Genomic DNA, 13,458 nt, shown 5'->3' with positions numbered 1-13,458 from the left:
AGAGTATCTGCTGAAGATCAAAAGCTAAAATTGTCGGATCAGTCCGGAATCAAACCGGAGACGAACGTATCAGTGTCGATAACGACCAAGGGTGACCGTAGCCACAAGTAACGCAACCACGGTCATCACGACCCCGAATCCGGGCACGGAGTCGTCGGTTTCGGGTTCGGAGTCGTCCTCCTCAACCGAGTCGGTGGCTGTACCATCGTCAGCTGGTTCGTCGTCAGTTTCCGGGTCGGAATCGTCTTCTTCGGCCGGGTCGGTGGCTGCATCATCATCGTCCACTTCGTCGTCGGCTTCGACAGTGAACGTGCCGGTCGTCTCACTGTCCGGCATCTGGATCACCACGTCAACGTCGCCGGGTGCCTCGGGTGCCGTCACGTCGAACGTCACGGTCTCGTCGGCTCCGGCGTCGAGATCAACCGTCTCCTCTGCAATCACGTCGTCGGAGACCGTAACTATCACGCCCGTGATTCCGGCCTCTTCGCCGACGTTTTCGACTGGGGCGGTTATCGTAAGCTCCTGACCCGGCTCAACCGTCGTTGGCAGGTCGATCGAGCCTATCTCGAAGGTCGCCGATTCGGATGGGGCCGGAGGCAGCGCCGGTGCTCCCGAGCCCTCTTCTTCTTTTTCTTCTTCGTCAGCTTCAAGGATGTCGAACGTCGTCTCATCCAGTTCGTCCTCGCTCGCGACGCCGAGAAGCGCCATTCCGGCAGCGTCGTCGTCGGGAATTGTTGCGTTGGAGCTAACGACCGTCTCGTTCTCCTCAAGCGTGGTCGATGCGGTGTCGAGCACCGTATAGGAGTCGTCGTCCGTAAGGTCGTCACCAAGGCGGAGTTCGAGGTCCTGGGTTGCTTCACCACCGAGGTTTTCGACGGTCGCAGTCACTTGGACGTCCTCTCCTTGCTCGGCCTCTGGGGGTGCGTCAAGGTCGAACACGTCGAACACCGGTGCGCTCTGGACTGTCACCGAAGTGTCGTCGGCGTCATCGTCGCTGCGAACTGTGAGTGAGACGTCTTCATCGATGTCCTCGTCGGTGGGCGCATACGTTAGTTCGACCGATGCCGCGTCGTCCTCGGCGACCGTCAGGTCATCCGCCGTCGCGACGACGGTTCCATCGAGTTCGAGCACGACGTCTTGTAGGCCTTCGTAGTCGCCCTCGTTTTCGATGGTCGCCTCGACCTCCAGCTTGTCACCGACGGCAACCGTCTCGGTGACTTCGCCGATCTCAACGTCGTATGTGGCCTCCTCGTATCGGTCCTCGACCGGGTCGTCCTCGACTTCGCCGATCGTTCTATCGTCGAGATCGCCGTCATAGTAGTTCGCGTTGCCCTCGAAGGTAGTCGGGTTAAGATGGTTGGCGACGCTCAGGTTGTCCCCTTCGAGGTTGTTCGACGTCCCGGTGTTGGCACCACCTGCATCTGATTCGAGCACGATGGCATCACCGCCGACGTCGAGGGTGTTTCGTTCGATGACCGTCCCGTCAGCGCCATCCGCGATGACAATGCCGTCGTTGTCTGTACCGGCGTCAGTGGTTGCGATTCCTATCTCGCTCTCACCATAGATCGTGTTCCGCTCGAGCACGTTGTCGTCGGATGCAGTGACGAGAATCGCGGTCTCGACGCTCGCCGTGAACGTGTTATGGGCGACGGAGTGGTCGTCGCTCGCGTTCAAGTGGACGCCGGTCTCGAGACCGACAAACGCGTTTCGGATCAACTCGGCATTTTCAGCGGTGGCGGCGATACCGGTGCCGGAGCCATCGCCGTCGATCGTGAACCGATCAACGGTCACGTTCTCAGCCTCGATCGCGATTCCAACGTCGTCAACCGGGTCGAGTACGGTTGCGTCGGCGCCGTCGATGGCCTGGATGTGAACGTCTGCGGTCTCGACTGTCACAGATTCCTCGTACGTGCCAGCCCCAACGGAGACGGTGTCGCCCGCCTCTGCCTCGGTAAGACCACTCTCGATGGTTTCGTAGTCGACTTCAAGAGTCTCGAACGCGACGTCGTCGGTGGTGACGGTCGTCACGTCGACGGACTGAACGCCTGCACGAGGCTCGTGTGGCAGTTCGTACTCAAGGCTGACAGTCTCCGTTTCGCCGCCATCGAGTTCGATCGATTCGGTGACTACCACATCGTCACCAACGTAGAGTTCGACTGTATCCTCACCCTCGAGATCACCGGTGTTCTCGACGGTCGCGTCAACGTTGATTGTCTCGCCCTGGGTTGCATCCGTTGGTACATCGGCATCAAGGATTTCAACCGTCGCGGGCTCGGCCGACTGAACGCGAGCGCTCACCGTTGTCTCGTCGTCTTCGGTGGTGACGTCTGCCGAGACGCCGGGTGTGTCGCTCCCGTTAGTCTCGTATTCGAACGTATGGGTCTCCGTCGCGCCGGGATCGATAGCGACCGTCTCATTGTGCGTCTCGTCGCCGATCTCGAACTCCAGCGTCTGGCTATCAACGCCATCGCCAACGTTCTCGATCTTGACATCGAACTCTAGGACGTCGCCTACGGTCACCGGTGCCGAGGTATCGACACTCTGTATTGTGTAGTTCTCTGTCGAGTAGATGTCGACGGTCGTCGTGGCTTCATCGTCGGCGCTCCGCACCTCAACTGCAGTCTCTTCCGCTACCGCGTCGGCCGAAACGTTGTGCGTGAGCGTGACTTGTTCACTCTCGCCGCCGGTAAGTTCGACTTCTTCGGCATCGACATCGACATCGTCGTCGATATCGAGTTCAATGCGCTGGATATCCGATTCATCACCGGTGTTTTCGACAGTGACGGGGACCGCCAGCTCATCGCCCTGTCCGATTTCGTCAGGGACATCGGACTCGTCGATCGTAACGGCGAAGAACGCTGGTTCCATGACGGTGAGGACCGACGTCTGACTGTCGTCCTCGCTGAAGACCCCGTACGTGTACTCATCTGGGTCCAACCCGGCTGTGTCAATGTCTTCGAAGGTGACTGTCTCGGTTTCTCCGGCTCCGAGCGTAACGGATTTGGTTCCGAGGACCTCGTCATCCAGGTCGAATTTGACCTTCTGGGTTGCCTCTTCGTCACCAGTGTTCGTAACAGTTGCAGAGACATCGATGTCGTCACCCTGTTCGACGGTTTTCTCTACGGGCTCGAGATCGTCGACGTCAAGGGACGCCGGATCAACCGGTTCGCTGACGGTCACTGTGCGTGTGTCGGTTTTGGTCTCGCCACCCGCACTGAACGTCGCGGTGACGTTATACTCGCCAGGCTCGTCGAAGGTGTGATTGGTGACCGAGTCCTCCATTGTCGTCTCCGTTCCGTCGTCGAAATCCCAACTGTAGCTATCGAACTCAATCTCTTCGTCGTCCTCGAGTGCAATCGCATCGGACGCGTCGAACGTAACGTCGTCGTCGACGCTCGGCGTCTCATCCGAGACCTCGAAATACGGTTCGATGAGGATTTCGCGTTCGATGTCGCCGATGATGAAGTCGTCAACATCGTGGATACGCTGAACGAGCGGGTCCTGGTCGGATTTGTCGAGCGCTAGCTCCCAGGTGTACTCGCCGTCTTCGATGTCGCTCACATCGACGGTGAACTCGAACGTGGTAGCATCGGCGTCGTTCTCGACAGGGACCTTGGTGATGATCTCGCCGGTCTCGGTGTTCAGCAGCTCGAACGTCACGTTCCATGACTCGTCGATCTCGTCGTCGCGTGGGATCGTGACGTTGACTTCGTCCTCTGTACCGTCCTGCTCGAGTTCGGCTTCGTAGCCGACCCCCATTAGTCGTTCACCAGCTGAATCGATTGGCTCGCCGTCGCCATCAATGAGGGCGACTTCGTACGTCGCGAACGTGTTTTCGTTCTCGAACAGCTCGAGGTCCCCCTCAAGGTCGACTGAAAGGGTTTCACCTGACTCAGTCCCGGACGCTCGTACGTGCGCCTCGTCGGGAATCATCTCCCCCGAGGAGTCGTACAGGAAGAACGAGACCCAATCGGCCGACACCGTGTCGGCGCTCTCGTTCGGTGTCACGGTAACCGATTCATCGGTGTCCGTGTTGCGAATTTGGAACGCGGTGTCGGCGTCGCCACCGATGTCCACCGTCTCCCCAAATTCGCTCGTGCGGATCGTCGGGGCGTCTGCGAACATTCCATCGCCGCTCGTCCCGGCACCGTCCCCGTGTTCGATCGCCGTGTGGCCGCCGACGGATACCGTTTCCGTCGTTGTTGCCGTCTCGCCGCTCGAGTCGATGACCGTCAATTCGACCTCGTAGATATCGACGTCGTCGAACGTGTGATTGACCGTCTCGCCGGTTTTCTCCGTTCCATCGCTGAACGTCCACTCGTAGGAATCGATGTCGCTACTCGAGGCAGACGCATCGAATGACACCGTCTCCCCCAGCTCGGGCTCAGTCGGCTCGACATCGAACTCTGCGTTGACCTCACCCTCACCAACGGTAAAGCCTTCATACGCGTACAGCCACTGCACATGTGGCTCCTGCTCGGGCTTTTCTATCTCAAGCCCCCACGTGTACTCTCCGCCATCGATATCCCTCACATCGACGGTGAACTCGAACGCGTCAGCGTCAGCGTCGTTCTCGACGGACCGTTCGACGAGCGTCTCGCCGGCATGCTCACCGTACACGCCAAACGTCACGTTCCACTCCTCGTTGACCTCGTCGTCGCGCGGAATCGTGACGTTAATTTCGCCAGCAGTCCCGTCCTGTTCGAGCTCGGCTTCGTAGCCGATGCCCATCAGCCGTTCATCAGTCGTATCGATCGGCTCATCATGTTCGGTATCGACGAGTGTTACCTCGTACGTCGAGAACGTCTCCTCAGTTTCGAACATCTCGAGGTCGCCCTCGACAGTGACAGGAAGCTCTACAGTGTCCTCGGATCCGATTGCCCGGACAGTGCGGTCTTCCGCATCTCGGAGTTCCCCTGACGACTTGTACAGGGAGAAATCGAGATAGTTCGCCGACACGGTGTCTGCACTATCGTCCGGTGTCACGGTGACCGATTCATTGGTGTCCGTGTTTCGAATTTGGAACGCAGTGTCAGCTTCGCCACCGACCTCGAATGTCTCCCCATACTCACCCACTCGAATAGTTGGTTGATCTGCAAACATTCCATCGCCACTCGTCGTGGAGCCATCACTGTGTTCGATCAGGGTATGGCCACCGACGGAGACCGACTCGGTGGTCGTCGCAGTGGCTCCGTCGGCATCCGTGATGGTCAACTCGACCTCATGGGTATCGACGTCGTCGAACGTGTGATTGACCGTCTCGCCGGTTTTCTCCGTTCCATCGCCGAACGTCCACTCGTAGGCTTCGATGTCGCCACTCGAGGCAGACGCATCGAACGTCACCGTTTCGCCCAGTTCGGGTTCGGTCGGGTCGACATCAAACGCCGCCTCGAGCGCACCCTCACCAACGGTGAAATCTTCGTGCCCGTACAGCCACTGCACGTGTGGTTCTTGTTCGCTTTTCTCGAGGTCAAGTCCCCACGTGTACTCTCCATCATCGATATCGCTCACGTCGACGGTAAACTCGAACACGTCTGCGTCGGCGTCGTTCGCAACGGACTGTTCGACGAGCATCTCGCCAGCATGCTCACCGTACACGCCAAACGTCACGTCCCACTCCTCGTTGACCTCGTCGTCGCGCGGAATCGTGACGTTGACTTCGCCCTCCGTACCGTCCTGTTCGAACTCGGCTTCGTAGCCGATTCCCATCAACCGTTCATCAGTCGTATCGATCGCCCCATCGTGTTCGGTATCGACGAGTGCCACCTCGTACGGCGAGAACGTGTCCTCATTCTCGAACATCTCGAGGTCACCGGCCACGTCGACTGGGATTTCTTCATCGCCATCCTCCCCTTGGGCCCAGATAGCCAGATCTTCGTCGGGGTCGATCGCCCCGGACGAGTCGTACAGGAAGAAGTCGACGAACTCGGCCGAGACGGTGTCGTCGCTCTCCTTGGGCGTGACAGTAATCGACTCACCGGTGTCGGTGTTATGAATCTGGAACGCCGTGTCGGCGTCGCCACCGATATCTATCGCCTCCCCGTACTCGCTCGTGTGGATCGTCGGTATGTCGGCATACATTCCATCACCGCTCGTCGTGGAGCCATCACTGTGTTCGATCAGGGTATGGCCACCGACGGACATCGACTCGGTGGTCGTTGCCGTCTCACCCTCGTCGTCGGTCACCGTTAACGTGACCTCGTGGGTGTTGATCTCGTCGAACGAGTGCGTGACGTTATCGCCGGTGTCATTTTCCCCGTCACCGAACTCCCACTCGTAGTCTTTGATCTCACCGATCGACTCGGTGCCGTCGAACGTGATCTCTTCGTTGACGTCTGGTGCCGACGGCTCAGTGTCGATCTGGGCGACGAGGTCTTTTTGCTCGAGTTCGATCTCTGGCGTTTTGTTCTCGGTGACATCGAGCGTCCGTTCGGAGGTTTGCTCGACGAAGCGGTTGTCGTCTTCAGGTGGTTGTACTTCGACCTCGACCGTTCCGTTCAGTTCGAGGCCAGGTGGCTCCCGGGGATAGAAAACGCCGTCGTCGTTCGTCGCCCCGCCGAAGCCGGCCGACGCGTTGGCGGCCTTGTTAATGTGCTGAAGGGACACGTCTGCGTCAGCCACCGGCTCGCCATCCGGGGTCACGACCGTGGCTTCGACCAGATGGCCCATTGGGAGCTGAGTCGTCCCGAGTTCTGTATCCTCGTTGCCGGGGACACTGGAAATTGCATACACGTCGGCGACCCCATCATGCGGGAAGTCTAAATCGCTATCGTGGTAGTACTGAACGTCGTGCGGCTCGTCCTGTTCCGGAAGGGTCAGCTCGTATGACCCGTCATCATCGACATCCATCGTCTCCGTTCCGTTATCGGTAATAACCAACACCATCCCGCCAGGCGCCGGCTCACCGTCCGGCAGGGTGAGTTGGCCGGAGACCACGATCGTATCCCCGTCAGTTGTGTTCGTACTATCCGTCTCGATAGTAGCTGTCTCCGCGACCGCCATACCTGTTAGCAAACATAATAGTATGAGCGTGGCGAAACACGCAACTACAGCACTCCTCATTATCCTCATCTATAACCAATCCTGAACACCAACGGTGATTATACTTTTTGGCCGTAATGTTCCGCCGTACGCGAATCGCTACAGAGGATCATATTGAATGAGCGATAAAATCAGACGAAGTCGATAGCGACGTTCTAAAGATGTCTGCGCTTGGTGCGGCGTAGCGAACACCGTACTACAAGGGTTTAAGCGGACGCGTAGCGCTGCACGCCATCCACATCACTAATCTTGACACGATCTTCATCTTCCAAGAGATCAAGATGACCAATCACCTCGGACATGCCCGGGAACATTTCCGTAGCCGGAAGATCTGGAAACATCTCTTGCATGAGGTCATATGCAGTCGCCGGTTCCTGCTCTGCGAGCATGGCTGCGATACGTTCTTTGCGGGCCTGATGGTGTTCAATCGTCTCGCGGATGCGGCCGGAAAGATCAGGCATCGGTTCGCTGTGACCGCCGTACCCAACGGTTACGTCGACCTCGAGGAGTTTCCGGAGCGAGTCGAGGTACAGCGGGAGACTTCGTGTTCGGTTGGTGTCTGCGGTGGGATCAAGCGTCAGGAGGGGATTCGGAGTGACATCTGCTAAGACGTGATCGCCAGTGAACGCAACGTCCGCAGCTGGTGCTACATAACAGACCGAGCCCGGCGAATGGCCAGGGGTGTGCACAGCGGTTAGGTCGATCCCGGCGGCAACATCGTCGCCATCTTTCAGCTCGCGGTCAACGTCGACGGGTTCTTGAAACTCAGTGTACGCTTCCGGAAGGCCAACTACTGTATCCACGATCTGTTCGGGAACGCCCATAGACATGAGGAACGGTCTGAAGAACGCTTGCTCGTGGGAGAAGTGCTCGAGCGGATCCGCAAGTCGCGCTACGGCATCCTCGTGGGCGAGGACGCGCGCGTTCGACTCTGACTGAATGCGACGCACCTGCCCGAAGTGATCCATGTGGGGATGCGAGATGAGGATTTGATCAACATCGTCAATTCGATACCCTGCCTGCGTCAGACCGCTTTCGAGGGCCTCGTATGCATCGGGCGTTGAGGGGCCGGGATCTAACAGGGTGAGCTCGTCGCCTGGAAGCAGGTAGCAGTTGACTCGACCGACGCTGAACGGCGTTGGAATACTGATTTGCTCGAGTTCGTCCATATACCATAGATACCAGTGACAAGTATAATTGGTCGGGACTATGACGGGGGAGCATTCTCTTTCGTCCAACTTGCGGGAATCGTCTGTGTCTTCGGTGTAGCCAAATAGGGCGTCGCCAGCAGATCCACCTACACAGCGGTGCTACGGCGTCCACTGCCGACGAATCTCGGCGGTGAATTTTTGCAGTTCAGTGTCCGACTTGATATACAATGCCATCGATCAGCGCCTGCATTCCCGACGAGGACGAAGATAACCTCAACGAAGTCGCAATGCTACTTGACGAGGACAAGAGCAAGGTAATCCGGAAAGCGCTGCGTGAACGCCTTGCGGATCTCCGGATTCGGTTCGCAGTCGAGCAGTATCAGACTGGAGAGATATCGACAAATCAGGCCGCCCGAATCGCCGGGATAAGCATCGCAGAGTGGCTTGAAATCGCCCGCGAACGGAATCTAACGAGCCAACTGCCACCCGCCGATCTCGCAGCTGACGTTGACAGCGCACGCGAGTTATAATATCAATTCACGTCGATGCCACCACACTCATTGCCCTCGGAACGACCTGTGAAATCGAACTCCTGACGCCGTGTCAACTACCCCATACTACTCACACGTTTCGATCGTTCCTTGAGGAAGGGGACTCCACGCTACGGCTTCAGTTGAAACCGCTGGCAATGGGCCAGCGGTGGAGCTCATCTGGGGGGCAATGAGCAGGCGATCAAGTGTCGATTGGCGCGACGACAACTCAATCACCGAGAGTGGCGGGTGGGTGCGATGTCTCAGTCGGTGGAAACTGCCGAGACGACAGTCGTCCACTCACCCGCCATCGAGAGCATTCGATTACCATTGGATAAGCGTGTTGGATATCCGCAGCGGTCGCCTGAATATCCTCGTTCGGTTTTCAAGTTGTCTAATGCATATCAAAATCAGCTGTGACGAAGATGTTCCTGATACCAGTAGCGATCGGATCAGAAGACATTTGCCGTCGCTACACCCTCAAATTGAGGAACACCGATGACGGAGCCGTATAGCCAATTTGGCCGCATTCTCGCCGGGATCATCCTTGTTGCACTCTTGACCGGCAGTCTAGTCCTAGCGGGCACAACAACTGGTGATCCACTGGAGGGTGCATATCCAGACGAAAGCGATGTGACGCCGACACCCGAGGAATATGTGGGTGAGCAAGTCATCCTCGGCGGATTCGTCGTTGATACCGACCCAGTTGTAATTGCGACACGCGCCAGCGGCTACGGGCAGTTTGTTCTCGTCGATGTAAACACAGCGACCGGGAACATCGACGCTCCACTCGAGATAGGCGATCGAGTGAACACGTTTGGTACCCTTGAGGACGACTCGGCTCTCGTCGTCGAGCGGGCGATTACTCGGGAGGGATCCGAGGCGCAGTATATGTATCTGGTCTCAGCACTGGGTGGGCTCTGGGTCGTCTGGCGATTCATCAACCACTGGCGGTTCGATCGGAGTGCACTCGCATTCAGGCCGCGAGCGCAGCCACTCGGCAGCCGGCTTGGCGGGAGGGACGATTCAGAGACGAAGAACTCCAATCGATCACAATCTGAGCGTCGACCTAACCAGACTCAGGACGCTGTGGCTGAATCGCAAGACAACGACGGCCAGTCCACCATAACCGACGATCGACCCGCCGTAGACCGCCACAAGCATCCTGAAAAATCGACTGTTGACGGAGGTGAACGTCATGGCTGACGTCCTAACGCATGTCCTCGTCGGCTACATCCTCGGAACACTGCTTTCAATCAGATATGAGTCGCTCCGTTCGGCACACGTCACGCTTGTCATGATCGGTGCGCTCACCCCCGATCTCGTAAAAATTCAGCTTATCGCTCCGGACGAGCGTGTCGCAGAAACACTTGGTGTGGCGTTTTCGTGGAGTTCGCTGCACACCTTCGTCGGCTCCGTACTCCTGATCGGTCTCGGTGCGCTCTTGTTGGGACCAGCCCACCGCAAGCAAGCATTTGCTTTGTTCGCAGTCGGCGTCCTTTCACACCACATTCTCGATATCCTGTTATTGACACCCACCGGTGAGGCCTACACTGTTTTCTGGCCGTTTCTCCAGTATCGGCCGCCAGCAGGGGATTTGTACCTAAGTAGCGACCGTTGGCCAGCGCTCGTCGCTAGCTGTGGTGCACTCCTCGTCTGGATAGTCAGTCGTCGTCGTGATAGTCCTACCGAGACGTCGGCAATCGACTAACTGGGCGAGTCAAACAAGGGCTCTGTTTAAATCCACAGAATCTGGAACAAACGATTTGCTGAACAGAGAGAATAGCTGCAACAAACCGATCTCGTCTGTTTCAATCGAGCCACATTGATTGACATCCTCCTCCGCGTAAACGCGGAGGAATCCTGAGCGTTGGAGATTTCAGGTTTGCAGTCCTACCGAGCATCCGAACGGTGAGAATCCGTGGGGATGCTCACGGACTGTAGCGGGTGGGACTGCTGGGAGTGCCAAGTCCCCGGTACTCCTATCCTCCATCATATTCGGACTCCCAGAGTTGTTTTTGCCTCGGGGGGTCCGGTAGATTTCGACGGACTCGGAGTTACTTTCTTCGTGCTTACAGCAGTCAACTCCGGTCGAACCCTGTGAGGGTTCGCCGGTCATCGACTGGTTCCGATTACTGTTTGATTGCTTGGGGCGGGCAGGCCGCCATCGTAGGACTAAGCAGAATCACTCTGTTCTAGCCTGATTCCTACTTCTACGGAGGATGGCCTGCCACTTGAAAATACGGATTAGAAATCTCGAACTGGCCATCGAAGCGTGGATTGTATCCGTGTTGTCGGATTCATCCTGCGGCTAAAGCCGCAGGTATTCTCCTTGCTTTGTATAATCGGTTAATAGTTATAGAAATCAGACGCCAGAGTGTGTCTTTTATACTATATTAATAATCCACACAACAATTTAAAGGTGCGAATTTTGCCTGCTCTTGTACAGCTCGAGCGAATTATGACTCCGACGGACCGTCTACAATTTCTCCGGATCTGTTTTGTCCCGCTACGAGTTCACCTGTGTCACTCCGGCGACATGCCGATCCAAATCCTTCCGAATGTCTGTACTCTTCGGTCGAATAGATAGTAATTAATTCTGGAGCATCACTGATGTACAGTTCAGGTTGCATTATGTGGTTGCTCACGGTCCACTCAATCTCGTCAGAAACTTCACTTCCGTCGATCTCAGCGGTGATTTTTGCTCGGTACTTCCCGTACCGGTACTCCCTGTTGCCGTTCAATCGCACACGTTCATCAGGGTCAAGTGTGACCGGTTCGTCAACGAGCGCCTCGCCTTCGTTCTCTATGTATACGTAAGCCTCTATCCTCTCGTTATAATCTGGATTTTCCATACCCATTACCATGCTGACGGGGTTCGCTGACGGGGCGCTTTTTTCGAGTTCTAAGCGTTTTATATTCTCTTGTTCGGTGACGACCATCTCATAGTAAACAGTGTCATCATCATCGTTCACACTGAGAAAGGCGTTGCCAACGTCGATGACGTCGGGGAGGAGTAAGCCGCTTTCAGATTCATACTTCCCTGTCTCAATGGCGGTATTTGCTTCATCCTTGGCGAGTTCGGGTAAGTCGTCGGGAGATACGACGCGGTTTGTACACTGTTCGTATGTAACTTCACCGGTATTGTCCTCGTTATTAGTACTTAGACAGCCAGCAAGTGCTGCTGTCGCCATAGGGACTGCTGTGAGGAGATTTCGGCGTTTCATATCAATTATTTGTTTGGTTTTGTGCAAGTACTTTCTGGTGCAATGACTTCACAGCACCCTACGTGTTCGGATTGACATCCCCCTCCGCCTGAAGGCCGTGGTATTGCGCCTGTTCAACGTGTAATATCTGCCACATTCTCACCCTGTATTCAGCACGACTCCTAAAACCAGTCACCAGACAAGGATTTCAACAGAGTCAGAAATACTGTCCTTCGAACAGGAGAAGTCGTGACAAGTCGTCATGAGGGGAAAATCAGCGGTCTCTAGTATCGCACCCGAACGACCACTCCAACGAGCACGGCGGCCACCGCAACTACCGGCACGACGGCGAGTGGTACGGCATCTGAGTCATCGGTGTCCGTCTCAGTATCGTCATCATCCTCGAGGTTCGGTTGCTGGACCCCGTTAGTGTCGTCGCTCGAGTCGTTAGCATCGTCGGTATCATTGGATTCGCCTGGTTCTGACTCGTCAGCCACTTCATCATCTGATTCATCGGTTTCGTCGGTCGACTCGTCGGGTTCATCATCTGACTCGTTCAATTCGTCGTCTGTTCCGTCATCGAAATCACTGCTATCGTCTTGTGAGTCTGAGACAGTAAGGGCATCACTGTCACTGATCCCGAGCGCTTCTCGTTCACCATTGACTGTGTCCGTTCCTTGGGCAACGGCTGAGACAGAATACGAACCTTCCTCAAGGTCACTCATCGGGAACGTAGCCTCGTACTGACCGTCACCGCGATCTTCAGCTGTCTTACGGAGAACGGTGTCGTCGTCCCAGACAGCAATTTCGACGCTAGCGGGATCGATATCGAGCGCTGTCGGAGTGACATCGGCCGACACAAGCATCGATTCGTCATCCGATGACACCTCGCTAGGGGCATCGACCGTGACATCGTAGCCAGTAATGATGACAGGGTGAATGTCGATGTAATTCCCGTCGACGTACAACGCGAGTACGTAGGTTCCCGACTTGAGCGAATCCGTGTCGAACGTCACAGAGTCAGAGCCCGTCCCGCCGACACGATCGACGTTTTGCCCATCATTATCGTAGAGATAGACATCAAAGGCGCTGTCATCAGACAGCGCGATATCTGCGTCGAGAGAATCACCGGCACTGAGAGTCGCGAACGCATCAACCTCAAACTCGGAGTCGAGTTCGTCGGTGGTGACCGTTTCCGTCGGTGTCTCGACTGATCCAGCCACCGACAGCTCACCATCCGCTGTGTCGGCAGCGACGACGATCGCACTCGAAAGGAGGAGCAATATCCCCACAACAATGACGAGAGCGGAAATACCTGATCGAGAAGATATAGGGTTTTTCATCATGATTGTATCTCTGTTACTGAGCCATATATTCTTGTATTATGATTCATCAGTGGCCAAATCGGATACCCTGGCCCCTTGTGGTCGGGGTTGTTGACATCTATAGCACTCGTCCGAATTACTGTCAGTATTATGTCGATCATGTCCATAAAGTATGGACCTGAAACTCGTTTTCGTTCAATTTATT

Annotated in this window: 7 protein-coding genes; 3 read left to right on the top strand and 4 right to left on the bottom strand. The window is 56.2% G+C overall.

Features of this window, described 5'->3' with window-relative positions; genetic code table 11:
• Positions 1 to 69: 69 nt before the first annotated feature.
• The gene (locus NATTI_RS0121260) at positions 70 to 7,002 is read right to left on the bottom strand and encodes a PKD domain-containing protein (RefSeq protein WP_006092131.1); all 6,933 of its coding nucleotides are present in this window, start codon (positions 7,000 to 7,002) and stop codon (positions 70 to 72) included.
• A 245-nt stretch (positions 7,003 to 7,247) separates the two neighbouring features.
• Positions 7,248 to 8,210: an MBL fold metallo-hydrolase gene (locus tag NATTI_RS0121255; RefSeq protein WP_006092130.1), complete on the bottom strand. Its 963-nt coding sequence runs from the start codon at positions 8,208 to 8,210 to the stop codon at positions 7,248 to 7,250.
• A gap of 209 nt (positions 8,211 to 8,419) precedes the next feature.
• Here NATTI_RS0121255 and NATTI_RS0121250 point away from each other — a divergent pair, with 209 nt between their 5' ends.
• From NATTI_RS0121250 to NATTI_RS0121240, 3 genes are all read left to right on the top strand, one after another.
• Complete coding sequence (locus NATTI_RS0121250) at positions 8,420 to 8,722, top strand: UPF0175 family protein (RefSeq protein ID WP_006092129.1); 303 nt, start codon at positions 8,420 to 8,422, stop codon at positions 8,720 to 8,722.
• 498 nt (positions 8,723 to 9,220) lie between these two features.
• Positions 9,221 to 9,928: a hypothetical protein gene (locus tag NATTI_RS0121245; RefSeq protein WP_006092128.1), complete on the top strand. Its 708-nt coding sequence runs from the start codon at positions 9,221 to 9,223 to the stop codon at positions 9,926 to 9,928.
• Positions 9,921 to 10,433: a metal-dependent hydrolase gene (locus NATTI_RS0121240; RefSeq protein WP_006092127.1), complete on the top strand. Its 513-nt coding sequence runs from the start codon at positions 9,921 to 9,923 to the stop codon at positions 10,431 to 10,433. The genes NATTI_RS0121245 and NATTI_RS0121240 overlap by 8 nt, the downstream gene beginning before the upstream one ends.
• 748 nt (positions 10,434 to 11,181) lie before the next feature.
• Here NATTI_RS0121240 and NATTI_RS0121235 read toward each other — a convergent pair.
• Entirely contained in the window at positions 11,182 to 11,949 is a 768-nt protein-coding gene (locus NATTI_RS0121235) for a hypothetical protein (protein ID WP_244879985.1), read from the bottom strand.
• A gap of 263 nt (positions 11,950 to 12,212) precedes the next feature.
• Complete coding sequence (locus NATTI_RS0121230) at positions 12,213 to 13,151, bottom strand: cell surface glycoprotein (RefSeq protein ID WP_154658249.1); 939 nt, start codon at positions 13,149 to 13,151, stop codon at positions 12,213 to 12,215.
• Positions 13,152 to 13,458: the final 307 nt, after the last annotated feature.

Origin of the sequence: Natronorubrum tibetense GA33 (genome assembly GCF_000383975.1) — an archaeon.
Taxonomy (GTDB): domain Archaea; phylum Halobacteriota; class Halobacteria; order Halobacteriales; family Natrialbaceae; genus Natronorubrum; species Natronorubrum tibetense.
Note: the sequence above shows the minus strand (reverse complement) of the source record. Positions and strands in the feature narration are given on the sequence as shown.